Raw genomic sequence first — 23606 nt, 5'->3', positions numbered from 1 at the left:
GGAAAAATAAAGGGGCATATTGTGCGCTAATGGAAGGAGAAAACCAACTCCCAAGGCATATACCAAAGGTTAGCCAGCACCATCAGCAAAAGCGAGCACCAGGTTGCGCTCATGCCGGAACGACGCCAGCGGATCAGGCGGTGGTGAAAACCATAATAATGCATCAAACGACCTGCAATCAGCAGCAGCCCACAGACGTGCACCATCCAGGTTTCAGCGCCATCCATCTCCATTAACAGCAGTAAAATTAACGCGACGGGAATGTACTCGACCGCGTTGCCGTGGATCCGGATTGCGCTTTGCAGCTCAGAAAAGCCCCCGTCACCGTAGGAGACGCGGTACTGCATTCTCAGGCGCACAACATCAAATGAAAATTTAATCAGCAGTAATGCACCTAACACCGCATACAGCGCGCTGACCATACTAACTCCCTGTTTTTGGCAGATGGCACGTCTCTATGATAGGGGGTGATTTCAGAAAAGAGAAGATTGTTGTGGGATGGACGGCGCGGGGCCAACCGACGGAACCGCCTGCTGCAAGGCCTGCCAGAGAGCATCGACCAGCTCAGGTGCCTGGGCAATATCCGGCGTATGTAAAAACAGGTACGGAGTGGTGGTTTGCTCCCATTTCGCGAGCGTTTGCAGCCAGACGGCGAACATCTCCTCATTCTGTTGCATGTTATCGCTGCCGATAAACCGGACCATCGGGTTCTGCGCGGTAACAATGGCGTGAACCGGTACTTTCGGTTTTTTGCGCTGGGCATCAACAACGGCTTCGCTGTGCGGGATTGCGCTGTGCACGGGGCGGCTGTCGAGGATCACGCGGTTGACCGATCGTTCATGCAGGCCGCGATTCAGCGCTTTCTCCGCGTCGCCTTTGGTAAAGAAATCTGGATGCCTCACCTCCACACCGTACGTGAAATCGTGGGGCAGGGCGTCGAGAAACTGCCAGAGGGCTTGTAGATCGCGCGGGCCGAACGTGGCGGGAAGCTGGAGCCAGTACTGGCCAACACGGTTTGCCAGGGGCGACATCCGGGTGAAAAACTCGTGGGTTAAATCATCGCAGTTTCGCAGTGCGGCGTTGTGGGAGATGGTTGCCGGAAATTTGAAGCAAAAGCGGAAATCGTCGGTGGTTTGCTCGCGCCAGCGCTCGACGATCTCCGTGCGTGGCAGTGCGTACAGCGTGGTATTGCCCTCCACGCAGTTAACATGTCGGGCGTTATTAGCTAACTTACTGATTTCAATAATGCTCTGGCGCTGCTATGTATGCTTTGGGGCATCTGTGGGGCAAAATCCGCGAGCCTCTGATTCAGCATTGCGATCTGCTCACTACTGCTGTCTGCCATCCACGCGCCGTATACGTTGAAAACCATCTGGGCGCTCGCATGGCCCATCTGACTGGCAATGAAGCTGGGGTTCGCGCCAGCTGACAGTGACCAGCATGCATACGTGTGACGCGACTGATATGCTTTCCTGTGCCTTATCCCTGCTCGCTTCATCGCTGCGTCCCATAAATCACCTATCGAGTCGACTTTGTAGATGATCCCCACCTGCTGACATCTTCTGACCAGTTGAGGATTGAAAACAAATGTACACTCGTGGCTCTCAGTTCTGCCGTATTCGCGCAGCTGAACATCGATCCGATGCCTTTTTCCAAGCCTAGTCATTTCCGCCTGATTCCTCAGGACGCTGATCGCAGGCTGAATGAGGTGTATCACTCTGTTGGTACTGGCCTCAGTTTTCGGTAGAGTGAATTCACCCAGTTTTGTATAATTGCGCCTGATTGTTATTGTTCCAGCTTCAAGATCGATATCCTCCCAGGCCAGGGAGGTCAGCTCCCCATGACGGACCCCTGTGTATACTGCAAGTGACCACAGGTTTTTCGTCTGCTGATGCCGGCATGCATCAATCAGGCGAATAAATTCGTCACGATTTAGCGGATCTGGCTCTGCCCTGGCTTTTTTAAGAGGCTTGATCCCGTCGAATGGGTTCGCCTCTAAGTAACCGTGATCTGCGGCAAACTGAAACATTCCGGCAATCGTTGTCATGTAATAATTTACGGTGACAACACTTCGTCCCTTTTCCGGGACCTTCCCCTTCATTGGCATCTGGTGACCTGTCAGTAAATCTTTCCTGATATACAGTAATTCCTCTTTAGTCACCGCCGACACCAGCCGATTACCCACGATCCTTGGCACCATATTCCTTGCGACTGACTCATAACGGTTGAGTGCGTTCGCGCAGATTTCCATTCTCTTCAGATCCAGCCACTTTTCGGCAAGCTCTAACACTGTAATTTCTTTCTTACCCACCCCAAAAGTCTTGAGGTTAGGGGAGTCCGGAAACTGTGCCGAGTACTCAAATGTGCCTGTTCTGATGGCAAAGCATACCGAGGTCCGCAGTTCCCCGGCGATCTTCCTGTTCTTAGCGGTGTCAGGGACACCGAGGCTCTCCCTGACACGCTTACCTTTGAAATTAAACCAGATGCGCAATGTGCCACCGTGGTTTTCGACGCCTGTTGGATATGTAACTTTATCCATTGATTCCTCCAGACGCCCAAGAGCGATATGAGATTACCTTTTTCATGGCCTCAGATCACCCAGGCTGTTTGTTTTTCATTGAGGCGACCCACGCATCGACCGCTTTACGGTTGTACATGCACTCGCTGGAAGGTTTCGGATTTCCGTCCGGTGAAACGTGCACATATTCCCGCCCAACCAGCCAGCATTCTTTTCTGGCCCGGAGGATGGTTCCGGGCTTGAGCCCGGTAACCGCAATCAGCACCTTTTCGCTAACCCAATCATTCGGGACCAGCAAAACGACATCGGCAGTATCACGCATTACTACCCTCCATTTTTTTCTCGACGCAGTTTTCCCAACCACCGCAGCTGTTGACCATGTCTCCCAACCTCGAGAAACAGGCGTTCATCCAGCGCAACCCGCGGGGCGTTAGTGATGGCACGGTTCCCCAGTCGATGAAGTCCGAATTGCTGCGATGCATATATTTGATGAGGTCCAGAATGTTGATGTAATGGGCACGGCGTTTTTCCATATCCCAGCCCTTGTCTTCCAGATACGAATCGATGAATGCCTGCAATGCTGGCTGATTAAGCGAAATGTCGCCGTACTGGTGGCGGTATACCGGGCGACGATGCAGACTCACCAGATGGAATAAGTAGGCATCAGATACCCATGCCAGAGCTTGCTGGTGGGCCAGCTCAACAGAGCCAGCCGGATTCCAGATATCATTATTCACTTCAGAAGCCCTCCGGCTTAATGATCTGAAATCGCCCCACTGATGGGTGCTCAAGAATTTGGTATGAATCTGTCGCTTCTTTCGGCCGTGGTGCTCGCTGGTTCCAGATGGCCGCAGCCATATCACGAGCTTGCGGAGCTAGACTCACACTGCAGCAATCGCAACGGACTACAAACATTGGCTCGCCTTCATAAAGCACAGAATCGAAATCTATTTCATCGTTGCCACAAAGTGGGCAAGGAAGCAGTTCCATTATTTGGCCTCCGGTGAATAAATCGCTTTGTCGTGGCTGTACTCGCCATTCCAAGTCTTTTTCATTGGCAGCTCACCTTTCATGTACAGCTGATACAGACGGTGACAGCCTTTCTCCAGCAGTACTGGCGTAAACTTCGTGAAAGCATCCTTGCCGTGCGGGGTGATCTGCGTCTGGTCTTCCGTCAGATATTTGTCGCGGGCATATGAGGCGACGCGCCAGCGCGGATCTTTCTCTGGGTCGCGTTGTTCGTTAAACACCCAGCCACGCTCGGACGCCCACCACATCATTTTGTTGATGTTGACGCCGTTCAGCGCCTTGCTGAATGCTGGGATCGTCATGCCTTTGGTGAAGTGCTTCTCCAGGCTTTCAACAGTGGCGCTGAGGGTCCTGGTTTCGAGTGCAGCGGCTTCGGCGCGTTCTTCGGCTTCAATTACCATCAAGGCAAGTTCTTTTCGGCTAAGTGTCAGCGGTGTTGCCGGCGTTGCAATAGAGGCGCGGCGGGTGAAATAAAACTCAGCCATATCGTCGTAGAATTCCCAGGACTGATCTGTCTCGAGAATTTTGGCGTGGTTAGCTGCACCGCGTTCAGTCCAAAGAGTCAGGGTGCGAGCTTTGCTTGAGATTTGCAGTCCGCTGAAAGAGTTGCGCAAAATTTCAACATCTCCGCCAGAAAGCTTGAAGTAATGTTTACCTTCAACGAACCGGGATTTGTTGCGGTTGAAGTTGTTGGTGATCATCTGCTCGGTTGCACCATATCCTGCCGCCAGCTGTTCAGTGGTCACAACTCGCTGACCGCGATACTCGATGATCTGCAGGTCACGGGCCGCTACTGGTGCTAATTCTGCTTTCATTGCCATCTTCATTGCTCCTTAATGCAAAACGTGATTGGCTGGCATTGTTTTACCGGTGCGCAGCTGGGCAGCGAGATCTACAAAAATCTCGTCGAGAAACTCTGCGAACCACGAATGACCGACTTCTTTCAGGCGCTGATCGTTGGCGTAGTAGAACTGGTAAACCGCCAGATAGCGTTCCTCAGGCTTGTGCTCGATCAGTGCGCACTCCACATGCTTAATCAGCAGATTTTCAATAAGTTCCCGGGTTAAGCCGAAGGTAAACTCCTCGGTTTTAAACTGGTATTGCCCGTCACGGAGTCCCCAGCGGTTTTCGCAGCTGATGAGATAAAGAAGGGCGACCGTACCGCGCATGGACTGGACGACGGTTTGAGCCCACTCATGCTGCTCTTCTAAAGTAAGGGAGCCCTTGCCATAGCGGTTTTCGTCAAGCATCCAACCAGGAATCGTTACGTCGGATTGCTTCTGGATTTCCTTCAGGCGAGCAACAAGCTGCTTCACGTTATCTTTTTCAAAGTCAGTCATCTGTCTTTCTCCCGGTTATAGGTTTCATGGCTCATTACTTCCCAGTTCTTGCCGCCATCGCGGGATAGTAGCCGCCAGCGGTGGTTAACCTTGAGGCTCAAATTACCGGAGCCGTGCATACGGCAGGGGTGAATGCGCCTTGCTCTGAACTGGCTTAAAACGTGTGCTGCTTTGAGGTGAACCCACTCAGGAATTCGTATCGCTGTCAGTGCCATCAGATCCACCCATTTCATGACCCTCCGTTTTCGGAGCCTCTACTTTTTGTTTTTTGACGAACTCAACCAGCTCAGAAATGAGCTCGTCGATTAATTCCTTCCCGCTATCCGTAAGGAATTCACCGCTGCCATTTACATCAACAGCACTGCTGTAAATTGCCCTGATAGCTTTTACGCCTTCGACATTCCCGTACTCACTGATCGCGAGCCTTTCAAATTTTCGCAATAACCCATCGAGAAGAATCTCTGTTAACTCGACCGTGTTAATACCGTCTTTATTGAGCTTAATAACAAGGCAGTTACTGCCCGTTTTACGCTGGTGGCGTAATAACGCTGCTTTTAAGATTCTGCGTCGATATGTCTCGATTAATTTATCCATTGCGCTTTTCCTCCTCCAAACCCATAACTATTTCCTCTTCTTTTTCGGTCCATCCATGAATCTCAGCGGCGAGGTCATAAACCAGAGCGCATATTGTTTTAAGTTGAAATCTGTCTAACTTGTCGTGATATTCAAATAATGCTTGCGTCAAGCCTGACAACTTCTCCGCTTTGATATTCACTTCCTGAATATCCTGTCTTTTTAAAACACCCATAATTAACGACCATATGCTTTTTTAAGATAAAGACGAGCGATTACCTCGTAACCGCAGGCCGCATAAAGGCATGCTGTTCTATATGCCGATTTATCAATGATGAAAGTCATACGAAGCGCCTCACAGCCAAAGAAGCCACCACCCGACCGTAAATTTTGATTTCTTTCTGTTCATCGGTATTAAGGATGAAAGTTTCGTAATGATGGTTATCAGAGATGATTTTTAATGAGCCATCAGCTAATGGCTCAATTCTCTTAATGAAAAGGCATGGGCGACCAAAAGCATCCATTGTGTAAACATAAATGCCAGAGGTAAGCGCACGTCCACCGCAATCAACGAAAGCCACAACCTCACATGGTTCGATGGTCGGCTGCATTGAATCCCCTTCCATCCGGCAGCTTTGTACGCGGTTGCCAAAGTCATTGATGTTGTCAGATCCGAACAGCATTTGAGGCGTTTTAACTGGCTGATTAATTGCGACGGAATTTTGCATTTTCATTTCCTTAGGGTGAGTTTGGCCCCACCAAGAAAGGTGTTAATTAAATAATGTTAATTAATTTTAAATCTTGTCGGCTTGCTTGCAGATGGTTTCTTGCAAGTCGTCTAATTTTTCATAAACGATAGTTAGCGTACCGATAGCCGACAATTCCTGAGGCATACAATCCATAGCGTTGGATAAAGCCATTCTGCAATTGCCAATATCCCCAGACCATGAATAAAGTTGATTGGAAGTTATAATGCTTGTTGGCTCTGTAAACTCACCACACTGCTCGTTTCCTGAAATGAGCCACAGAACATCAGAATGAAGAATGTTAGCCAATTGGATTAACTGGTCAGCAAACGGAACAGTTTTTTCCGTTTCCCAGTTGTTAATGGTTTCGGTTGTTAAACCAAGATGATCAGCCAAAAAATCCTGAGACAGTCGAAGCGAAGATCTTTGATTTAATATTCTTTTGCCGATGGTTTTGGCTACGGTGATTTGAGTATTCATTTCATTGGCTCCGTTGTTTGCCGATGAATGAACTTTATCTCAAAGATAAATTTTGGTAAATATCTTTTTGATAAATTATGATAAATTATTGATTATGCCTTTGATATATATAGTAAATTATTTTGTGCAAGGCATAAAAAAACCAGCCGAAGCTGGTTTTTTTATATGTATGAGTGTTAGCCCAGACGGTTGTATGACATTTGCCACCTGCCGACAACTAAGCCCTGAATGTGAAACTCGCTTTGATCAGTTTCAGATACAAACCATTTTTCGTAGGTTGAATTATCGCTGATGACTACCAGCTTGTCCTTAAGCAACTGTAAGCGTTTGATATGAAAATTGTCACCATAAACGAAAGCATAAATCCCATCACCTATCAACCGGTTTACCGTAACGTCTATTACGACAAGATCCCCAGGAAAAATAGTCCCAAGCATGCTATCTCCGACAACCGTGCAGATTTTCAGGGAGGTAGGGCTACGCCCACCAAACATCCTTTTGGCTTCCTCTGGATCAAGTTCAATTGATTTAACTATTTCAGGATAATCCATGTTCATCCTGCCACTTCCGCAACTGAACTCAGTGTCCAGCACCTCAATTCGGTATTGTTGCTGATTTTTTGTCAGTGGATTTATGAAAAAGTTAGGCTTGGTACCAGATGCATCAACATCTGCTCTCTTTGAATCCATCCAGCCATGGGGCAGGCCCATACTTGACTCAATTCTCCTGGCTATTATGTCGCCAATGTTACGAGAGGCGTTAGAGCCAGATAGCTGACTCAGTTGAGATGGGGGTATACCAATTTTTTCAGCGATTTGTGCCTTGGTATAACCTTCCACGATGTACTCACCAATCAACCTGTTTAGGTTCTGGCGTCGAATGTTTTTTATGTCCATGACCAAATACTCCCACTTTTTAGCAATATGATAAATACCCAATTTGATAAATTTATCTTGCCTCATAGTTATCGTAAAGATAAACTTTACCAAAATGATAAATTGAGGTGTGGGTATGGAAAACGAACTTCTTTCCTGGCGTCGGGCTTCCACTAAAGAAGAGTGGCACGCTTTGGCAGTTAAGAGCGGTACATCAACAGGATATTTGAATCTTATTGCCTACGGATACAGAAATGCGTCACCAAAACTTGCAACATCTATTGAAGCAGCAAGTAGAACTTTTGTGGGGAAAAAAACCCTCAAGCGAGAAATGCTTGTTTTCCCGCACCCGGGCAATGAGGTGTGACATGTCACGGCATTATTGCGTCAGCGAACCTTTACTGGTGGCTGAATTCAGTAACGAAAATGAGTTGGCGGGTGTCGCATGAGCATGGAACTGATGGTTAAAGCAATGAAGGTCAAGGTGGGAAATCCACTGCGTAAGCTCGTGCTTCTGAAGCTTGCAGATAACGCTAGTGACCATGGTGAGTGCTGGCCGAGCTATCAACACATCGCCGATCAGTGCGAAATCAGTAAGCGATCTGTGATGATTCACATTGATGCTTTATGTGAATGCGGCCTGGTAAAAAAAGAACTTCGCCTAGGTCCAAAAGGTAACTCAAGTAATGTATATCGGCTTGATTTCAGTAGTGCAGGAGATTCACTAGGGGGTAGTGCAAATCGTTCACTACCTGGTGCAGCAGATTCACCCCTTAGTGCAGGAGATTCACTAGGGGGTAGTGCAGGAGCTGCACCCAGAATCAGTCACTCTTTTGAACCAGTCAATGAATCAGTCATAGAACCTAAATATAACGGTTCATCTGATAACCATTCTGAAAATCGCTCTTCCAAAGAGAACTATTCCAACGAGTTCGAGAAGGCATGGCAGGCATACCCTAAACGTGCTGGCGGTAATTCTAAAGCTGCCGCCTGGAAAGCCTGGAAAGCTCGAATCAAAGACGGTGTTAACACTGAGGCAATGCTGGCTGGTGTAAACCGTTATGCAGGTTATGTCCGTGCTACAGGTAGCGCCGGAACGCAGTACGTGAAACAGGCGGCGACGTTCTTTGGACCCGATCGGCATTTCGAAGAGCCATGGCAGGCGCCATCTGGTGCGGTAAGCGGTAGACCTGGTGGGCTGCCGGTTTCGGGGTTTAGTGAACAAGACTATGGCCAATCAGACTGCAACTGGTAAGCAGGAGAAATCACAATGCTGAGTATTAAACAACGCGAAGAAAGGGAAGCTCTGGTGGCAAAGCGCGAAGGGCTTCGTGAAGAACTGGCGTTTGCTGTTGAACATAAAAAACCGTGGCAGTGGGGGAGCTGGGAGTCAGGCGACGTCCACGCCGCCGACTGTGAAAAACATGGCAACTATCAGCGCATTTCCCTCACTGGAAAAGCATATCGTGGAGTTGAAAACGTTAAATACTCCCAGTGCCAGGAGTGTGTGAAAGCGGAACTTGCTGACATTGAATCCAGTCTGCGTGCATTACGAGTAGTCGACCTGATAGACAATGCTGGGATTGCACGACGGTTCGAAGCATGTGAATTCGATAACTACCAGGCCATCAATCAGGATGCCGCCAAAAATCTCGCGGCTTGTCAGCGTTATGCCAGTAGCTGGCCTGAGCGACTTAATGCCGGTACCGGGCTTGTTATGACCGGCAATTGCGGCACCGGCAAAAACCACCTGGCAGTGGCTATGGCAAAGAGCATCATCCGCGATCACCTTGCGAATGTGGAAATCACCGACGTTATGCGCCTCACCCGAGCAGTGAAAAGCACGTGGCGCCACAATGCTGAAATGACCGAGGAAGATGTAATTGAACATTTCGCTTCATTGGATCTGCTAATTATCGACGAGGTGGGCGTTCAGTTCGGCAGTCCGACTGAAATGACCATCCTTCAGGAAATTATCAATGTCAGGTACGAAAGCATTTTGCCAACAATCCTGATCAGCAATCTTACATTCGACCAGTTGAAAGAAACGATTGGCGAGAGAATTGTGGATCGGGTTACCGATGGTGGCCGCAACCGTCTGGCATTTGGCTGGGGAAGTTTCCGTGCCATCGCGTCAGGAGTTGTAGCATGACTCCTGTCTGGAAAAATGAAGATCTGGAAGGTGCGGTGATCGGCGCAATTTTTCTGCGTGGTGCCGACCCTGAGGTACTGGATATTCTTTCCAGGGTGCCAGCCACCGCTTTCTCGGTACCGCAGTATCGGGAAATATATACTGGGATCTGCCGTCAGGCGCGTGGAGCTGGCGTTATTGACCCTGTACTGCTCTGCGAAAACATGCCAAAGCACAGCGCAATCATTATGGACTCGAGCCGTATCGCATGGGCGAAGTCGGCGCTTGTGTCCTACGTTTCCACGCTGGAGCGTAATGCAGCTGTTCGCGATGCCGAAGCTGTCATTGAAAGGGCGCTGGCCGATCTCCGGAATGCTCACAATAGTGATGCGGCTTTATCGGCATTCAGGGCCGCACAGAACAGCATTGCAGCAATTACTCTCGAAGAAAAGACCGTTCAGCCAGTTCATATCGACGACATTCTTCCTGCTGTGGTGGATCGGGTAGATGCGCGCAACCGTGGGCTTGAAGAAGCCAGAAGCCTCATGACAGGTATCGAAGAGCTGGACGCAAAGACTGGCGGCATTGAACCAACAGACTTGGTGTTTATCGCTGCGCGGCCGTCGATGGGTAAAACTGAATTGGCGCTGGATATCATCGACAAGGTTTCTGAGCAGGGCCGTGGTGTGCTGTTCTTCAGCATGGAAATGCCTAATATCCAGATCGGAGAGCGAATGGTATCTGCTGCCGGCGGCATGTCGGTTTCACGCCTGAAAAAGGCTGCTGATTTTGATGATGAGGACTGGGCCAGGCTGACAAACGGTGTAGAACGGCTGACTGGTCGTAGCATCTGGATGGTTGATTCCACCGATCTGACAGTAGATCAGATTCAACAGATAGCTACCCGCCTACAGCTGGCGCATCCGGAAATAGCGCTGGTGGTCGTGGATTACCTGGCACTCATCAAAATTGAAAGCACTGCACGATATGACCTTGCCGTCGGTGAGGTGTCAAAAGGACTCAAGCGTCTGGCTAAATCCAATAAAACTCCGGTCCTTGCCCTGAGCCAGCTTTCTCGTGGCGTTGAGTCGAGACCCAACAAACGACCGATGAACTCAGACCTCAAAAACTCGGGTGAGATTGAGGCTGATGCTGATCTGATCATGATGCTATACCGAGATGAAGTTTATAACCCTGAGTCGCCAGCGAAGGGGATCGCGGAAATTAACGTGACCAAACAGCGCAACGGTGAATTGGGTACGATCTACCGTCGATTCTATAACGGGCACTTCCTGCCAATTGACCAGGAGTTAGCAAAGCAGCGTTCGGCGCCACAGCAGAAAGCTCAGACCAGACGTTACTCAAAAGAAAAGCATTCCAGCAATGCAGACTATTAAAAACATCAAAGCAACGAGGGCAACCTTATGAAACTGGAAGCATCGCTCAAACATTTTAGTCCTCAGGGAATGCATATCAGCGATGACGTGAAGGGAACTTCTCCGGACCGCCTTACAGGAACAGATGTAATGGCGGCGATTGGCACCACCAGCAGCCGTGCGCGCTTCGGCCTTGCTGCTTTCTTCGGCAAGTCCGGCATCAGCAAAACAGATGAACAGCTCGCAGTTCAGGCGCTGGCGCAGGTTGCTATCAAAAACGCTCCTAAAAATGTCCGCAAAGCCGCTGGCGACAAGCTCGGAGCATGCATGTTGACGCTGGCGCAGTTTGCCTTTGCTGATTACTCCCGTTCGGCGGCTACCAGCGTGACATGTCACAGTTGCAGCGGTACCGGTTTTATCTCCGGGAATGAGGATGTGGTTAAACATCCTGGTATCTTCGACGATGACGGTGCCGAAGTGGTGGCCCCGAAGATTAAAAATGAGCTGGTGAAAAGGGTTTGCGAAACCTGCGGAGGGAAAAAGGTAATCCTTGCGCGGTGCAGATGCGGCGGTAAAGGCGAAGTGTTGGACCGCAAAGCGACCAAAGAACGTGGCGCACCGGTTTTCAAAACCTGTGAACGTTGCTCTGGTAATGGCTTCTCTGCTATCTCCTCGGCGACGGTACACCGTGCCATTCTGAAGCGTCTCCCGGACCTCCATCAGTCCTCATGGTCACGCAACTGGAAACCCTTTTATGAAATGCTGGTGGACACGCTGCGCCAGTGGGAGCGTCACGCGGTAGTAGAATTTGAGAAGGCAACAACTTATTAATATGATCGGAGCAAATGGCGACACTTTTTTGCACGTTAGTGTTGACTTTGCATAAAACTGTCCTGTATGCTTTACATCGTGGGATATTACGCCTACACGACACCAAACCCGCCTCCGAGCGGGTTTTTTATTTCAGGGTCAGAAGCACAGCGGTTGTGCGTTCGGCTGTTAACCGAATGGTCGAAGGTTCGAATCCTTCCTGTCCCGCCACTTCTGCATCTGTCGTAGTTTGGAAATTACGTCTGGCTTCCAACCAGAAGATGCGGGTTCGATCCCCGCCAGATGCTCCAAATTCGCGGGTCTAGTTCAGTGGCAGAACGGCAGCCTTGTAAGCTGCGCGTCAGAGGTTCGATTCCTTTGCCCGGCACCAGAACCCACTACCTGGGACTCTTCGGCCAGAGAGCCGACATTGACTTACTCTCGTCTTCCCGGCCTGTCGCCGGGTTTTTTTATTTCAGGCTCCGGGAACCATCATCGACACGCCTACTTGTTAAATCGTCCCGGGGGTCTGAACCAACTACACACGGAATAAATATGTCTGAGACCTTCACTATCGTAGGCGTTGGTATTACATCGTCATCAGTCGGTGTAACCTTTGCCACGCTGTTTCCGGAGGCGACTCCAGCAGTGATGCTCGGATCACTCGCCGGAACTGCGCTATACGTTCTGACCTCAGATCCCCATCAACTCTGGAAGCAGGCTATCTTTGCGCTGATATCGTTTATCAGTGGCGTGTTCTTCTCCGCACCCATGGCGAAAATCATGGCCGGAATCATCAACACGCCGTTAAGCCTGATGAAGCCACCGGCCAGCATTGAGGTATCACCAGCTGTCGGTGCAATTGTCACTGCTTCCATTTCCGTGGCAGTCCTGCTGCGTATTCTCCGCAAATCCAAAAGCGGGAAGATGCCGGGGCTGGGGGAGGAAGATAAATGACATGGCAGCTTCTTCTGATGGATGCAAACGCCATAGTTTGCCTGTTAATCATGGTCAGGCTGATGTTTTTCCGGAAAGAGGGAAAGCGTCATCGCCTGAGTGTCGCGGTACTGGCCTACCTGGTCATCCTTGCCGCCGGATTCAATGCCTTCAACATTCTGCTCGGCCACTACGTTCAGGTTAATCTCGGCGATCTGCTGCTTAACTCCGTCATCTGCATGGCGGTGTGGCTGGCTCGCGGGAACCTGGCGAAGGTCGTCATTACGGAATAGCCATGACCAAAGACGATATCTTTAACACCATTCTCGGCAAAGAGGGTGGTTATGTTGATCACCCGAACGATAAGGGCGGCCCAACGAACTGGGGGATTACTCAGGCAACCGCCCGAGCGCATGGTTATACCGGTGATATGCGAAACCTTACACGTGATCAGGCTCTGGCGATCCTTGAGTCTGATTACTGGTATGGCCCGCGGTTTGACCAGGTGGCAGAAGTATCCCCTTCCATTGCCGCCGAACTCTGCGATACCGGTGTGAACATGGGGCCATCGGTGCAGGTTAAATGGTTCCAGCGCTGGCTGAACGTTTTCAATAACCAGCAGCAGTTCTATCCGGATCTGATCGCCGACGGGCAGATCGGCCCACGTAGCATCAGCGCGCTGAAGTCCTTCCTGGCGAAACGAGGCGGCGAAGGGGAAATCGTATTGCTTCGCGCACTGAACTGTAGCCAAGGGCAGCGTTATCTTGAGCTGGCAGAACAGCGGCCGGCTAACGAGTCATTCGTTTATGGCTGGATGCGCGAGCGGGTGAGTCTATGACGACACTCAAATCTGTACTGGCGGCAATCGGAGTTGCGATCCTGATGGTGCTTGGTGCGTTTGGTGTGGGCCGTTTTCGCGGGCGTGAACAGGCTGAAGAAAAAGCAGGCCGGCAGCGCATAGAAGAAAAGGCCGCAGCCATTGAGTCAGTAGCCGAACGCCGTGTAGAAGCAACAAAAGAGGCCAGCAATGTACAGCAGAATGTTAACCGCATGCCTGATGACAATGTTGATCGCGAGCTGCGTGACAAGTGGAAGCGTGACTCATAAGGGGTGAGCATGAGGAAGACAATCGACCTAACTGGTAATCAGTTCGGTAAGCTGACTGTGCTGACATACGCCAACAAGGATAAATCAGGCGTTTCCATGTGGTTGTGCAGTTGCGAATGTGGAACCGAAAAAGTCATCAGATCAAACGCACTTCGTTCTGGCAGGACACAATCTTGTGGCTGCATGTCAGGTGCAAAACATGGGCATCGCAGAACGAAAGAAACTTCACCATCATATATAAGCTGGCTGTCAATGCAGCGCCGTTGCAATAATCCCGGTGATGCTTATTACGCAGATTATGGTGGTCGTGGAATTACCGTCTGCGCACGCTGGGGAAATTTTGAAGCTTTCCTGAAAGACATGGGCGAGAGACCAACGGGTCATACACTTGATCGCATTGATGTAGATAAGGGGTACTCACCAAACAATTGCCGCTGGGCAACACCGAAAGATCAGGCAAGAAACCGTCGTAACAACCATATGCTTGATACACCAGCTGGCAGAATGTGCATTACGAAAGCTGCCGAAACCTACGGCGTGAAGGTAAAAACAATCGCACATCGACTAAGTAGGGGCTGGAGTGTTGAAAAGGCTCTGCTAACTCAACCATGGCAGGGGAATAATGAATAAATCCCTCAGATGTATCTTAGTGCTTTCCGTTTCAATATTGATTGCTGGCTGTGTTGGCGGTCCTCCAAAACCAAATTATGTTTTCGTCCATGACTCTTGTGACTGGGTCAGGCCGCTGTATCTCACCGATCACGACATTGACGTTATGGACAGCCAGACAAAGAAAGACATCCTGACGCACAACAAAGCGTGGCAGGCTAACTGCCAGAAACAAACCAGAGCCTCGCAATAGCGGGGCTTTTTTATGCGCATCGCACGCGCACATCAAAGAAAGTCTTTCAGCTGTGAGCCTGGGCAAACCGTTAACTTTCGGCGGCTTTGCCGTGCGACAGGCTCACGTCTAAAAGGAAATATCATGTCTCAGACATATCAAATTTGTGAAGTAACAGTAACGCTCCCGTCTTTAGGAACCATCATTACTGACGGCCCCGGAAACCAGATTAAGCATAGAGATAAATGCCGTGTGCATCTTTATGCCGTTAAACCTGACTGGCACTCCGGGACTATCTTTGAGGGTTTCAACGTTGGTGCTATCACCTTTACCGGCTACACAGATTCACCATTCAAACGCTCTCAAAAAATCATGGTGCCAGACGGTTATAAATTAGTGGCACTGCGAGTGGATGATGACGGAGTGCCAACGTCATGGGACAGCCTACCAGTACATTTCACAGGTGGTTTCATTGAGAGCCCTATTGATGAGCTGGATGGAATTGCAGATCTTCCCCGTTACAAAGTTAGCAGTGATTTTGCTATTCAACAACGAATTGCAGATGCACTCGATACTGCGTTGGTTCGCCATTATGAGCAGTTTGGTAATGCCGAACCTGGAAAAACGGCAGTGATCTTCCTTGCCGATCGCTGGGTGGCGATTGAGGGGGGATATGCTCCAGACGAAATGCGTGATGCCGTGGAATACATCAAGCGGAAAAGGAAGGAGAAAGCAGACGCAAAGGCGATGGCTGAATCATCGCCATTCTTTGTAGTGGGCGGCGTTGTACATATCAAACAATCAGTCATCCAACCTGTTAATAACGAAGAAAGCTGCTTAAGTCGTTTCATTTCGGAGAGAGTGAGCGAAGCTTTACGCGAAGCCACACGTCCTGGTGGAATCATTCACGCCGCCACTAAGCGTTAAAAGGCCGGAGGACATATGCAGGTCACTATTGATGGTGTCCCATACGCTCCCGCCAGCGTCGTTTCATCCCGGATCGGCATTGCCATTTCGACACATCAGCGCGCAGACGTTTTAAAACGTTCACTCGAACAGCATCTGAGGCACCTGCCAGCCTTCGCGCTGGTGGTGGTTGTAGATGATGGTTCGAAACCTGCCGCAGTAGTGCCTAACGGCGTGCAGCTGCTTCGCCATGAAACATCACTCGGCATTGTTGCATCGAAGAACGCCAGTTTAACCGCGCTGATGGACGCCGGGTGTGAGCATCTCTTCCTGTGGGACGATGACGCCTGGCCCATCGCTGATAACTGGCACTTGCCTTACATCGAATCACCCGAGCCGCACCTGGCTTATCAGTTTCTCGATCTTGCAGGTACGAATAAGCTGAAGGATATGGCGGTCCTGTACCGGGATGATAAGCACATCGCTTACACCGGTCAGCGCGGCGTGATGCTGTATTACCACCGCAGCGCTATCGAGAAGGTTGGCGGTTTCGATCGGATATACGGTCGCGGCATGTACGAGCATCCCGATCTGGCGCTGCGCATTCACAACGCCGGGTTATCGACCTGGGCGTTCGCTGATGTGGTCGGCTCTGAAAAGCTGATTCACTCCATGGATGAGCATGAAGAGGGGACGCGCTCTATTCCCCGGCCTGACCGTGAAGCACTGGTGAAACGAAACGTCGGAATATTCAACGGCCGGCGGGATAGTGGTTATACCGGATTCGCTTCATACAGTACCAATCCGAATCTGGTGATTACGACGCTGCTTACGAGTCAGCCAGACCCACAGCGCGGCGGAAAAATGAAGCCTGACCCGCGGGCTCTTCAGGTTTGGGCGGACTCAATATCCGGCGCGTTGCCGATTGTCCTGGCTGACGAATTAAAAGAGTCGCCAACTGGTGCCGATCTGGTTGAAGTCCCGCTGGTGGACATGAGCCCTTACTTTGCTCGCTGGCTTCACATCTATCAATTTCTACGTTCGCATCCTGAGTACCACCTTGTCTGGTGTACGGACGGTACTGACGTCGAAATGTTGCGAGAGCCCTGGGCAGAAATGGAGCCGGGTAAAATTTACGTTGGCTCAGAGCATAAGACGTATGCCGACGAATGGATGAAGGCTAATCACCACGGCAAAGCGTATAGCGATTTCATCGAGCAGCATCGTGATGAACCACTGCTGAATGCTGGGCTGCTTGGTGGCAGCCGTGAAGACGTAATGGAGTTTGCTCACCGGATCATCCGACAGCATTACCTGATTGAAAGCCACCGTTTCTGGAAGATGGAGTTAGCACCGGCAACGCTGGTGGACATGGGTGCTTTCGGTATGGCTGCAAAGTCTTTCGGAGATCGCATCGTTACCGGTCCTAAGGTGCACACCATCTTTAAAACAGATGGATTCGGGAAGGAGGTTGCATGGTTTCGCCACAAGTGAAGTTTGTTGTTGTTGGTCACCACACCCGGATAGATCATGCACAACGTCTCGCTGCGATGCTGGATGCCCATCTGCTTATTGATGACGGTAACCACGGCGCGAACTGGAATCACCGACGCGCGCTTGAATGGGCTGCTGAGCAACCTTGCCGGGTAGTCGTGCTGGAAGACGACGCGCTACCGGTGCAGGGATTCACCAAAAAGGTAACTGACTGGCTGGTGCGCTTCCCTGATGACATGCTGAGCTTTTATCTCGGTACGGGCCGACCGCCGCAGTATCAGAAAGAGATAGCCGGAATGCTGGTGGATGCGGATCGCGTCTGCGGTGACCACATCGTATTAAGCAAGCTGATTCACGGGGTATGTTATAGCCCTCCTCAGGGCAGGCTGGGGCGCATGCTCAGCGCATGGAATAAAACGCTGGCAGCTGATTACGCCGTCGGTGAGGCGTTCGGTGGCAGGGTAATTTATCCGTGTTACTCGCTGGTGGATCACGCCGACATGCCGGCGGTTGAGCGTCACCCTGACAACGAGCCGAGGACAGAACGCCGCCGTGCATGGAGACTGGCATGAACAAAGAGCCCCGTGTATATGGCAGCCGATGGGATAAGGCCCGTCTGCGTTTTCTCCAGCAGCACCCACTGTGTGTGATGTGCGAGCAGCAGGGGCGCATAACACCAGCAACGGTGGTTGACCATATCGTGCCCCACAAACTGAAAGATGCGCTTAAGTCAGGTAACCCGCTGGCCATATCGAAAGCACAGCTCCTGTTCTGGAATAAAGATAACTGGCAGCCACTGTGCAAAGCACATCATGATTCAACGAAACAGAGAATGGAGAAGAGCGGCGCGGTAATAGGCTGTGATGCCAACGGCTACCCGCTCGATCCTGCGTCTCACTGGAGCACGTAATGAAAGACCTCATCATTGAATACCGAGACGGTAAGTTTGTTCATCTGGCGATTGATGGCGTGGAGATGAAGCACGTAACGTCTATCCAGTTCTCCCACACCGTGGGCGAGAACGTACCGACACTGACCGTCTCAGGGCATGTGTGGTCCGAGTACGGGAAAGGCGATCAGAAACTCGAACAGGTAGACAAACATTCGGCATAGCGCGGCGGCGGCAAGTCGATTACCTATCATGTGAAATCATTTCAAATGCAATGATATCAAATGAGAATGAATCGCATCAGGGCAGGGGGGGGGGATCAAATCTTCAAAACCTTTGCCCCAAATGACCGCCGCCAAAGTTTGATTTTAACGCTAACCCGATTTTTTTAGTTTTAAGGTGTTGACATATGGCAGATAAACGAACCCGTTCCGACAGTTCGGCGGCAGCGGTTCAGGCCATGAAAAATGCAGCAGTGGACACCATCGATCCTCCGTCCCATGCAGGTTTGGAAAAAAAAGCCGAACCATTCTGGCATGACAATATCAGATCGAAAGCTCTGGACAGCTGGACGCCGGCCGACCTTCTGGCCGCTGTAGAACTGGCAAATAACCAGCTCTATATCACGGTTTTGCGTAAGGATTTACGCAAAGAAGAGCGAACACGCGGAGAGGGCCGCGAAGAAGGGCTTATTAAAGACCTCCGCAAGCAAATTGTTGAACTGCAGCGAACTATTCTGGCCCAGCGCCGTGACCTCCAGATCCATTCCCACGCAACCAACGGTGAAAGCCGCGACCAGAAGAAACGCAATCAGAATGATCGTGATGCACGAAATACCAAAACCGAGCATCAGGACCAGGACGACAACCTGATCGCCTTTCCCAAGCACGGATAAAAGACTATGACGCGAGGTGAGCGTGTAATAGCGTTCATTGAGCGCTTTTGCATCGTGCCGGAAGGCAAGCTTATCGGCCAGCCTATGCGGTTGGACCCCTTTCAGAAAGATTTCATCCTGGCGGTTTACGACAATCCAGCCGGAACGGATATGGCGATCCTCAGCATCGCCCGAAAAAACGGTAAAACAGGCTTAATCGCTGGAATCCTCCTGGCTCACCTGGTGGGGCCTGAAGCGGTCCAGAACACGCAGATTGTCAGCGGTGCACTTAGCCGGGAACAGGCGGCCATCGTTTTTAACCTCGCGGTGAAGATGGTCAACCTGAACCCTAAACTGCAGGAGATTGTTCACATTACGCCAAGCGGCAAAAAGCTGATTGGTTTGCCGTGTAACGTCGAATACAAGGCTTTATCCGCAGAAGGTAAGACGACGCACGGCCTTTCCCCCATTCTGGCCATTCTTGATGAAACCGGGCAGGTAAGGGGACCACAGGATGATTTTATCGATGCAATAACTACCGCGCAGGGGGCGCATGAGAACCCGCTGCTGATTGTTATCAGTACGCAGGCAGCAAACGATGCTGACCTGCTGAGCATCTGGATTGATGATGCGGTCAAATCGAAAGATCCGCACATCGTGTGCCACGTTTATGAAGCGCCAAAAGACGCTGATATCAGTAAACGCGAGTCCTGGCTGGCTGCGAACCCGGCGCTGGGAACATTCAGGTCAGAAAAAGACATGGCGCGCCAGGCTGAGAAAGCTGGCCGAATGCCAAGCTTCGAAAACACCTTCCGAAACCTCAACCTCAATCAGCGCGTGTCTACCGTATCGCCGTTTATCTCCCGCAGCGTGTGGGAGCTTTGCGGAGAGATGCCGATTAACACGCCGAGGAAGTGGTACGCGGGGCTGGATCTGTCAGCCAGGAACGACTTAACGGCGCTGGTTATCGCTGGTGAAGCAGATGATGGTGTCTGGGATGTTTTCCCCTTCTTCTGGACACCGCAAAAAACTCTTGAAGAGCGAACCAAAACGGACCGCGCACCCTATGACGTGTGGGTGAGAGAGGGGCTGCTGCGCACCACGCCAGGCGCTTCGGTAGATTACTCATTCGTCGTTGCGGATATCGCTGAAATTATCGGTGATTTCGACCTTACCTCGATGGCTTTTGACCGCTGGCGCATTGACCAGTTCAGGAAGGATGCCGATGCCATTGGGTTGAGCCTCCCGCTGGTCGAGTTCGGCCAGGGCTTTAAGGATATGGGGCCAGCTGTAGACACGCTGGAGTCTCTGATGCTTAACGGGCGTGTGAGGCATGGCATGCACCCAGTATTAACGATGTGTGCTGTGAATGCGGTGGTGGTGAAAGATGCTGCTGGCAACCGCAAGCTCGATAAGTCCAAAGCAACAGGCCGTATTGATGGCATGGTCGCAATGACAATGTCCGTTGGTGCTGCTAATGGGGAAGTTACCGAACAGGGTGGTGACTTCGATGACTTCATTTTCCGACCGCTGAGCATGTGATGGAAGAACCTAAATACACGATTGACCTGCGAACCAATAACGGCTGGTGGGCAAGGCTGCAGTCCTGGTTTGTCGGCGGGCGTTTAGTCACCCCAAATCAGGGCTCACAGACGGGGCCTGTTTCGGCCCACGGACACCTGGGCGATTCATCCATTAACGATGAACGGATACTGCAAATTTCGACGGTTTGGCGCTGCGTGAGCCTGATTTCAACGCTCACGGCATGCTTACCGCTTGATGTCTTCGAAACCGACCAGAATGACAACCGCAAAAAAGTGGGTTTGAGCAATCCGCTGGCGCGACTGCTGCGCTACTCCCCTAATCAGTACATGACCGCCCAGGAATTCAGGGAGGCCATGACGATGCAGCTCTGTTTCTATGGTAACGCGTATGCACTGGTGGACCGCAACAGCGCGGGTGACGTGATAAGCCTTCTCCCGCTTCAGTCTGCCAATATGGATGTGAAACTCGTCGGAAAAAAAGTGGTTTATCGCTATCAACGCGACAGCGAATACGCCGACTTTTCGCAGAGAGAGATTTTTCACCTCAAAGGCTTCGGATTCACCGGGCTGGTCGGCCTGTCACCCATTGCTTTTGCCTGTAAATCGGCAGGTGTGGCAGTTGCGATGGAGGATCAGCAACGTGATTTCTTTGCTAATGGCGCCAAGTCTCCGCAAATTCTCATGACCGGAGACAGAGTTCTAACCGAACCACAGCGAAATCAGCTTGAAGAGAACTTTAAAGAGATCGCCGGCGGGCCTGTAAAAAAAAGGCTCTGGATTCTGGAAGCAGGATTTACCACCTCACCTATCGGCGTAACGCCACAGGATGCCGAGATGATGGCGTCCCGAAAATTCCAGGTTAGCGAGCTGGCGCGATTCTTTGGCGTACCGCCTCACCTTGTCGGCGATGTGGAGAAGTCAACGAGCTGGGGCTCAGGCATCGAGCAGCAAAATCTCGGGTTTCTACAGTACACACTACAGCCCTATATCTCCCGGTGGGAAAACAGCATTCAGCGTTGGCTTATCCCGGCTAAGGATGTTGGCCGGATTCACGCTGAGCATAATCTTGATGGTCTGTTAAGGGGCGATTCTGCATCCCGCGCAGCCTTTATGAAGGCAATGGGCGAATCTGGGCTCCGCACCATTAACGAGATGCGTCGAACTGACAACATGCCTCCATTACCTGGTGGCGATGTGGCAATGCGACAGGCGCAATACGTGCCGATCACCGACTTAGGAACCAACAAAGAGCCCCGTAATGACGGGGCTTAATTTTTATGGGGGCCGTAATGCCTGAAATTGTAAAAACGCTCTCTTTCGACGAGACAGAAATCAAATTCACCGGTGACGGAAAGCAGGGGATCTTTGAAGGATATGCCTCTGTCTTTAATAACACTGATTCCGATGGCGACATCATTCTTCCCGGGGCGTTTAAAAACGCACTGGCAAACCAGACCCGAAAAGTGGCGATGTTTTTTAACCACAGGACGTGGGAACTGCCAGTTGGAAAATGGGACAACCTGGAAGAAGACCAAAAAGGGCTGTATGTGCGCGGTCAACTAACGCCAGGGCACAGCGGGGCCACTGATCTTAAAGCTGCAATGCAGCACGGTACGGTTGAGGGCATGTCGGTTGGCTTTTCCGTTGCAAAAGATGATTACACCACCATTCCCACCGGTCGAATTTTCAAGAATGTCCAGGCACTGCGTGAAATAAGCGTCTGCACTTTCCCGGCCAACGAACAGGCCGGCATTGCAGCCATGAAAAGTGTCGACGGCATTGAAACGATCCGTGATGTGGAGAACTGGCTGAGGGATTCAGTCGGCCTCACCAAATCACAGGCAGTTGGGCTAATTGCCCGGTTTAAGTCAGCGATTCGGAGCGAGTCCGAGGGCGACGGAAACGAAGCACAAATCAAAGCTCTGCTTCAGAGCATCCAATCTTTCCCTTCTAACTTAGGTAAATAATTATGTCAGAACTCGCTCTCATTCAAAAAGCTATCGAAGAATCCCAGCAGAAAATGACCCAGCTTTTCGATGCGCAGAAAGCAGAAATCGAAAGCACGGGGCAGGTTTCTAAACAGTTGCAGTCCGACCTGATGAAAGTACAGGAAGAGCTGACCAAATCCGGCACTCGCCTCTTCGATCTGGAACAGAAACTGGCATCCGGCGCTGAGAATCCTGGTGAGAAGAAATCCTTCTCTGAACGGGCTGCTGAAGAGCTTATTAAGTCATGGGACGGTAAACAGGGCACCTTCGGCGCGAAAACGTTTAACAAGTCATTAGGCAGTGACGCTGATTCGGCTGGCTCACTGATCCAGCCGATGCAGATCCCAGGCATCATCATGCCAGGCCTGCGCCGTCTTACCATTCGTGATCTGCTGGCTCAGGGCCGCATTTCCAGTAACGCTCTGGAATATGTGCGTGAAGAGGTGTTTACCAATAACGCCGACGTGGTGGCAGAGAAAGCGCTGAAGCCAGAATCGGATATCACCTTCAGCAAACAAACCGCGAACGTGAAGACCATCGCGCACTGGGTGCAGGCATCACGTCAGGTGATGGATGATGCGCCAATGCTTCAGTCCTACATTAACAACCGCCTCATGTACGGCCTGGCACTGAAGGAAGAGGGCCAGCTGCTGAACGGCGACGGTACCGGGGATAACCTGGAAGGGCTGAACAAAGTGGCAACGGCCTATGACACCTCGCTGAATGCCACCGGCGACACCCGCGCTGACATTATCGCTCACGCTATTTATCAGGTGACCGAGTCTGAGTTCAGCGCTTCCGGTATCGTCCTGAACCCGCGCGACTGGCACAACATCGCGTTGCTGAAAGACAATGAAGGCCGCTATATCTTCGGTGGTCCTCAGGCTTTCACCAGTAACATCATGTGGGGCCTGCCAGTGGTTCCGACTAAGGCGCAGGCCGCCGGCACCTTTACCGTAGGTGGTTTCGATATGGCCTCACAGGTCTGGGATCGCATGGATGCCACCGTGGAAGTCAGCCGTGAAGACCGCGATAACTTCGTGAAAAACATGCTGACCATCCTGTGCGAAGAGCGTCTGGCGCTGGCGCATTATCGCCCGACAGCAATCATCAAGGGCACCTTCTCTTCTGGCTCATGATGGAGGGGGC

Annotated in this window: 34 protein-coding genes and 3 tRNA genes; 23 read left to right on the top strand and 14 right to left on the bottom strand. The window is 51.0% G+C overall.

All coding sequences use genetic code 11. The annotated features are described in order from the left end of the window. Positions 1-26: 26 nt before the first annotated feature. From ACQG11_RS00270 to ACQG11_RS00205, 14 genes are all read right to left on the bottom strand, one after another. Positions 27-422, bottom strand: a complete 396-nt coding sequence (locus ACQG11_RS00270) for an MAPEG family protein (protein ID WP_003859737.1) — start codon at positions 420-422, stop codon at positions 27-29. A 51-nt stretch (positions 423-473) separates the two neighbouring features. Then, positions 474-1247, bottom strand: coding sequence for a DUF72 domain-containing protein (locus ACQG11_RS00265; RefSeq protein WP_426728876.1), 774 nt, complete (start codon positions 1245-1247; stop codon positions 474-476). Next, complete coding sequence (locus ACQG11_RS00260) at positions 1226-2539, bottom strand: tyrosine-type recombinase/integrase (RefSeq protein ID WP_108168682.1); 1314 nt, start codon at positions 2537-2539, stop codon at positions 1226-1228. Before ACQG11_RS00260 ends, ACQG11_RS00265 begins: the two co-directional genes overlap by 22 nt. Positions 2540-2594: 55 nt before the next feature. Beyond that, a complete protein-coding gene (locus tag ACQG11_RS00255; protein WP_045347096.1) occupies positions 2595-2840 on the bottom strand; it encodes an excisionase family protein in 246 nt (81 codons plus the stop codon). After that, a complete protein-coding gene (locus ACQG11_RS00250) occupies positions 2833-3255 on the bottom strand; it encodes a hypothetical protein (RefSeq protein WP_426728078.1) in 423 nt (140 codons plus the stop codon). Before ACQG11_RS00250 ends, ACQG11_RS00255 begins: the two co-directional genes overlap by 8 nt. Before the next feature lies 1 nt (position 3256). Then, a complete protein-coding gene (locus tag ACQG11_RS00245) occupies positions 3257-3508 on the bottom strand; it encodes a Lar family restriction alleviation protein (protein WP_006811084.1) in 252 nt (83 codons plus the stop codon). Next, entirely contained in the window at positions 3508-4368 is an 861-nt protein-coding gene (locus ACQG11_RS00240; RefSeq protein ID WP_023337029.1) for an ORF6N domain-containing protein, read from the bottom strand. The genes ACQG11_RS00245 and ACQG11_RS00240 overlap by 1 nt, the downstream gene beginning before the upstream one ends. A 12-nt stretch (positions 4369-4380) precedes the next feature. Further along, positions 4381-4887 (bottom strand): hypothetical protein, encoded by a 507-nt coding sequence (locus tag ACQG11_RS00235; protein WP_006811082.1) that lies wholly within the window; start codon positions 4885-4887, stop codon positions 4381-4383. Further along, positions 4884-5102 (bottom strand): hypothetical protein, encoded by a 219-nt coding sequence (locus ACQG11_RS00230; protein ID WP_131820571.1) that lies wholly within the window; start codon positions 5100-5102, stop codon positions 4884-4886. The genes ACQG11_RS00235 and ACQG11_RS00230 overlap by 4 nt, the downstream gene beginning before the upstream one ends. Beyond that, positions 5074-5481 (bottom strand): hypothetical protein, encoded by a 408-nt coding sequence (locus ACQG11_RS00225; RefSeq protein WP_048240567.1) that lies wholly within the window; start codon positions 5479-5481, stop codon positions 5074-5076. The genes ACQG11_RS00230 and ACQG11_RS00225 overlap by 29 nt, the downstream gene beginning before the upstream one ends. Further along, on the bottom strand, positions 5474-5695 hold the full coding sequence (locus ACQG11_RS00220) for a hypothetical protein (protein ID WP_048240569.1): 222 nt from the start codon (positions 5693-5695) through the stop codon (positions 5474-5476). Before ACQG11_RS00220 ends, ACQG11_RS00225 begins: the two co-directional genes overlap by 8 nt. Before the next feature lie 106 nt (positions 5696-5801). Continuing rightward, on the bottom strand, positions 5802-6188 hold the full coding sequence (locus ACQG11_RS00215; protein ID WP_048240571.1) for a S24 family peptidase: 387 nt from the start codon (positions 6186-6188) through the stop codon (positions 5802-5804). A gap of 66 nt (positions 6189-6254) precedes the next feature. After that, on the bottom strand, positions 6255-6686 hold the full coding sequence (locus ACQG11_RS00210) for a helix-turn-helix domain-containing protein (RefSeq protein ID WP_426728077.1): 432 nt from the start codon (positions 6684-6686) through the stop codon (positions 6255-6257). A gap of 176 nt (positions 6687-6862) precedes the next feature. Then, positions 6863-7648 (bottom strand): S24 family peptidase, encoded by a 786-nt coding sequence (locus ACQG11_RS00205; protein WP_006811075.1) that lies wholly within the window; start codon positions 7646-7648, stop codon positions 6863-6865. A gap of 49 nt (positions 7649-7697) precedes the next feature. Between ACQG11_RS00205 and ACQG11_RS00200 the strand changes: the two genes are divergently transcribed. The 23 genes from ACQG11_RS00200 (at position 7698) to ACQG11_RS00090 (ending at position 23596) form a co-directional block, all read left to right on the top strand. Further along, a complete protein-coding gene (locus tag ACQG11_RS00200) occupies positions 7698-7928 on the top strand; it encodes a transcriptional regulator (protein WP_113787975.1) in 231 nt (76 codons plus the stop codon). A gap of 78 nt (positions 7929-8006) precedes the next feature. Further along, on the top strand, positions 8007-8816 hold the full coding sequence (locus ACQG11_RS00195; RefSeq protein WP_426728076.1) for a helix-turn-helix domain-containing protein: 810 nt from the start codon (positions 8007-8009) through the stop codon (positions 8814-8816). A gap of 15 nt (positions 8817-8831) precedes the next feature. Next, on the top strand, positions 8832-9713 hold the full coding sequence (locus ACQG11_RS00190; protein WP_048240573.1) for an ATP-binding protein: 882 nt from the start codon (positions 8832-8834) through the stop codon (positions 9711-9713). After that, positions 9710-11089, top strand: coding sequence for a replicative DNA helicase (locus ACQG11_RS00185; protein ID WP_058651200.1), 1380 nt, complete (start codon positions 9710-9712; stop codon positions 11087-11089). Before ACQG11_RS00190 ends, ACQG11_RS00185 begins: the two co-directional genes overlap by 4 nt. A 27-nt stretch (positions 11090-11116) precedes the next feature. Next, positions 11117-11899, top strand: coding sequence for an antitermination protein (locus ACQG11_RS00180; RefSeq protein WP_426728075.1), 783 nt, complete (start codon positions 11117-11119; stop codon positions 11897-11899). A 135-nt stretch (positions 11900-12034) separates the two neighbouring features. After that, positions 12035-12109 (top strand) — tRNA-Asn (locus tag ACQG11_RS00175). Positions 12110-12114: 5 nt separating this feature from the next. Beyond that, a tRNA-Gly gene (locus ACQG11_RS00170) sits at positions 12115-12189 on the top strand. Positions 12190-12194: 5 nt separating this feature from the next. After that, positions 12195-12269, top strand: a tRNA-Thr gene (locus tag ACQG11_RS00165). 164 nt (positions 12270-12433) lie between these two features. Continuing rightward, positions 12434-12835, top strand: a complete 402-nt coding sequence (locus tag ACQG11_RS00160) for a putative holin (RefSeq protein WP_426728074.1) — start codon at positions 12434-12436, stop codon at positions 12833-12835. Next, a complete protein-coding gene (locus ACQG11_RS00155) occupies positions 12832-13107 on the top strand; it encodes a phage holin family protein (RefSeq protein WP_001514184.1) in 276 nt (91 codons plus the stop codon). Before ACQG11_RS00160 ends, ACQG11_RS00155 begins: the two co-directional genes overlap by 4 nt. A gap of 2 nt (positions 13108-13109) precedes the next feature. Beyond that, positions 13110-13652 carry a glycoside hydrolase family 108 protein gene (locus ACQG11_RS00150; RefSeq protein ID WP_058652405.1) on the top strand — a complete coding sequence of 181 codons (543 nt, stop codon included), beginning with the start codon at positions 13110-13112 and terminating at the stop codon, positions 13650-13652. Further along, positions 13649-13921 (top strand): hypothetical protein, encoded by a 273-nt coding sequence (locus ACQG11_RS00145; protein WP_426728073.1) that lies wholly within the window; start codon positions 13649-13651, stop codon positions 13919-13921. The genes ACQG11_RS00150 and ACQG11_RS00145 overlap by 4 nt, the downstream gene beginning before the upstream one ends. A gap of 9 nt (positions 13922-13930) precedes the next feature. Continuing rightward, positions 13931-14551 (top strand): hypothetical protein, encoded by a 621-nt coding sequence (locus tag ACQG11_RS00140; RefSeq protein WP_045347727.1) that lies wholly within the window; start codon positions 13931-13933, stop codon positions 14549-14551. Between the two features lie 355 nt (positions 14552-14906). Further along, positions 14907-15689, top strand: coding sequence for a hypothetical protein (locus ACQG11_RS00135; protein WP_426728072.1), 783 nt, complete (start codon positions 14907-14909; stop codon positions 15687-15689). Between the two features lie 15 nt (positions 15690-15704). Next, on the top strand, positions 15705-17162 hold the full coding sequence (locus tag ACQG11_RS00130) for a glycosyltransferase family 2 protein (RefSeq protein WP_426728071.1): 1458 nt from the start codon (positions 15705-15707) through the stop codon (positions 17160-17162). After that, positions 17144-17734: a hypothetical protein gene (locus tag ACQG11_RS00125; RefSeq protein ID WP_426728070.1), complete on the top strand. Its 591-nt coding sequence runs from the start codon at positions 17144-17146 to the stop codon at positions 17732-17734. Before ACQG11_RS00130 ends, ACQG11_RS00125 begins: the two co-directional genes overlap by 19 nt. Continuing rightward, positions 17731-18072, top strand: coding sequence for an HNH endonuclease (locus ACQG11_RS00120; protein ID WP_276201351.1), 342 nt, complete (start codon positions 17731-17733; stop codon positions 18070-18072). Before ACQG11_RS00125 ends, ACQG11_RS00120 begins: the two co-directional genes overlap by 4 nt. After that, positions 18072-18275, top strand: a complete 204-nt coding sequence (locus tag ACQG11_RS00115; protein ID WP_006809165.1) for a hypothetical protein — start codon at positions 18072-18074, stop codon at positions 18273-18275. The genes ACQG11_RS00120 and ACQG11_RS00115 overlap by 1 nt, the downstream gene beginning before the upstream one ends. A gap of 185 nt (positions 18276-18460) precedes the next feature. Further along, the gene (locus ACQG11_RS00110) at positions 18461-18946 is read left to right on the top strand and encodes a hypothetical protein (protein ID WP_045133819.1); all 486 of its coding nucleotides are present in this window, start codon (positions 18461-18463) and stop codon (positions 18944-18946) included. A 6-nt stretch (positions 18947-18952) separates the two neighbouring features. Further along, a complete protein-coding gene (locus tag ACQG11_RS00105; protein WP_015980155.1) occupies positions 18953-20467 on the top strand; it encodes a terminase large subunit in 1515 nt (504 codons plus the stop codon). Then, positions 20467-21741 (top strand): phage portal protein, encoded by a 1275-nt coding sequence (locus tag ACQG11_RS00100; RefSeq protein WP_426728069.1) that lies wholly within the window; start codon positions 20467-20469, stop codon positions 21739-21741. The genes ACQG11_RS00105 and ACQG11_RS00100 overlap by 1 nt, the downstream gene beginning before the upstream one ends. Positions 21742-21758: 17 nt before the next feature. Continuing rightward, complete coding sequence (locus ACQG11_RS00095) at positions 21759-22436, top strand: HK97 family phage prohead protease (protein WP_032673522.1); 678 nt, start codon at positions 21759-21761, stop codon at positions 22434-22436. A gap of 2 nt (positions 22437-22438) precedes the next feature. Beyond that, the gene (locus ACQG11_RS00090) at positions 22439-23596 is read left to right on the top strand and encodes a phage major capsid protein (RefSeq protein ID WP_006809160.1); all 1158 of its coding nucleotides are present in this window, start codon (positions 22439-22441) and stop codon (positions 23594-23596) included. Positions 23597-23606 lie beyond the last annotated feature (10 nt).

It is taken from the genome of Enterobacter cloacae complex sp. 372C4 (assembly GCF_050030615.1).
In the GTDB taxonomy this organism is placed as follows: domain Bacteria; phylum Pseudomonadota; class Gammaproteobacteria; order Enterobacterales; family Enterobacteriaceae; genus Enterobacter; species Enterobacter intestinihominis.
The sequence above is the reverse complement of the archived record's forward strand: the minus strand, read 5'-3'. Positions and strand labels throughout refer to the sequence as shown.

Coding starts and splice junctions, on each gene's coding strand:
- ACQG11_RS00270 (WP_003859737.1), bottom strand. CDS start 422: ATGGTCAGCGCGCTGTATGCGGTGTTAGGTGCATTACTGCTGATTAAA.
- ACQG11_RS00260 (WP_108168682.1), bottom strand. CDS start 2,539: ATGGATAAAGTTACATATCCAACAGGCGTCGAAAACCACGGTGGCACA.
- ACQG11_RS00255 (WP_045347096.1), bottom strand. CDS start 2,840: ATGCGTGATACTGCCGATGTCGTTTTGCTGGTCCCGAATGATTGGGTT.
- ACQG11_RS00245 (WP_006811084.1), bottom strand. CDS start 3,508: ATGGAACTGCTTCCTTGCCCACTTTGTGGCAACGATGAAATAGATTTC.
- ACQG11_RS00240 (WP_023337029.1), bottom strand. CDS start 4,368: ATGGCAATGAAAGCAGAATTAGCACCAGTAGCGGCCCGTGACCTGCAG.
- ACQG11_RS00235 (WP_006811082.1), bottom strand. CDS start 4,887: ATGACTGACTTTGAAAAAGATAACGTGAAGCAGCTTGTTGCTCGCCTG.
- ACQG11_RS00230 (WP_131820571.1), bottom strand. CDS start 5,102: ATGGCACTGACAGCGATACGAATTCCTGAGTGGGTTCACCTCAAAGCA.
- ACQG11_RS00225 (WP_048240567.1), bottom strand. CDS start 5,481: ATGGATAAATTAATCGAGACATATCGACGCAGAATCTTAAAAGCAGCG.
- ACQG11_RS00220 (WP_048240569.1), bottom strand. CDS start 5,695: ATGGGTGTTTTAAAAAGACAGGATATTCAGGAAGTGAATATCAAAGCG.
- ACQG11_RS00215 (WP_048240571.1), bottom strand. CDS start 6,188: ATGCAAAATTCCGTCGCAATTAATCAGCCAGTTAAAACGCCTCAAATG.
- ACQG11_RS00210 (WP_426728077.1), bottom strand. CDS start 6,686: ATGAATACTCAAATCACCGTAGCCAAAACCATCGGCAAAAGAATATTA.
- ACQG11_RS00205 (WP_006811075.1), bottom strand. CDS start 7,648: ATGAGGCAAGATAAATTTATCAAATTGGGTATTTATCATATTGCTAAA.
- ACQG11_RS00200 (WP_113787975.1), top strand. CDS start 7,698: ATGGAAAACGAACTTCTTTCCTGGCGTCGGGCTTCCACTAAAGAAGAG.
- ACQG11_RS00195 (WP_426728076.1), top strand. CDS start 8,007: ATGAGCATGGAACTGATGGTTAAAGCAATGAAGGTCAAGGTGGGAAAT.
- ACQG11_RS00190 (WP_048240573.1), top strand. CDS start 8,832: ATGCTGAGTATTAAACAACGCGAAGAAAGGGAAGCTCTGGTGGCAAAG.
- ACQG11_RS00185 (WP_058651200.1), top strand. CDS start 9,710: ATGACTCCTGTCTGGAAAAATGAAGATCTGGAAGGTGCGGTGATCGGC.
- ACQG11_RS00180 (WP_426728075.1), top strand. CDS start 11,117: ATGAAACTGGAAGCATCGCTCAAACATTTTAGTCCTCAGGGAATGCAT.
- ACQG11_RS00160 (WP_426728074.1), top strand. CDS start 12,434: ATGTCTGAGACCTTCACTATCGTAGGCGTTGGTATTACATCGTCATCA.
- ACQG11_RS00155 (WP_001514184.1), top strand. CDS start 12,832: ATGACATGGCAGCTTCTTCTGATGGATGCAAACGCCATAGTTTGCCTG.
- ACQG11_RS00150 (WP_058652405.1), top strand. CDS start 13,110: ATGACCAAAGACGATATCTTTAACACCATTCTCGGCAAAGAGGGTGGT.
- ACQG11_RS00145 (WP_426728073.1), top strand. CDS start 13,649: ATGACGACACTCAAATCTGTACTGGCGGCAATCGGAGTTGCGATCCTG.
- ACQG11_RS00140 (WP_045347727.1), top strand. CDS start 13,931: ATGAGGAAGACAATCGACCTAACTGGTAATCAGTTCGGTAAGCTGACT.
- ACQG11_RS00135 (WP_426728072.1), top strand. CDS start 14,907: ATGTCTCAGACATATCAAATTTGTGAAGTAACAGTAACGCTCCCGTCT.
- ACQG11_RS00130 (WP_426728071.1), top strand. CDS start 15,705: ATGCAGGTCACTATTGATGGTGTCCCATACGCTCCCGCCAGCGTCGTT.
- ACQG11_RS00125 (WP_426728070.1), top strand. CDS start 17,144: ATGGTTTCGCCACAAGTGAAGTTTGTTGTTGTTGGTCACCACACCCGG.
- ACQG11_RS00120 (WP_276201351.1), top strand. CDS start 17,731: ATGAACAAAGAGCCCCGTGTATATGGCAGCCGATGGGATAAGGCCCGT.
- ACQG11_RS00115 (WP_006809165.1), top strand. CDS start 18,072: ATGAAAGACCTCATCATTGAATACCGAGACGGTAAGTTTGTTCATCTG.
- ACQG11_RS00110 (WP_045133819.1), top strand. CDS start 18,461: ATGGCAGATAAACGAACCCGTTCCGACAGTTCGGCGGCAGCGGTTCAG.
- ACQG11_RS00105 (WP_015980155.1), top strand. CDS start 18,953: ATGACGCGAGGTGAGCGTGTAATAGCGTTCATTGAGCGCTTTTGCATC.
- ACQG11_RS00100 (WP_426728069.1), top strand. CDS start 20,467: ATGGAAGAACCTAAATACACGATTGACCTGCGAACCAATAACGGCTGG.
- ACQG11_RS00095 (WP_032673522.1), top strand. CDS start 21,759: ATGCCTGAAATTGTAAAAACGCTCTCTTTCGACGAGACAGAAATCAAA.
- ACQG11_RS00090 (WP_006809160.1), top strand. CDS start 22,439: ATGTCAGAACTCGCTCTCATTCAAAAAGCTATCGAAGAATCCCAGCAG.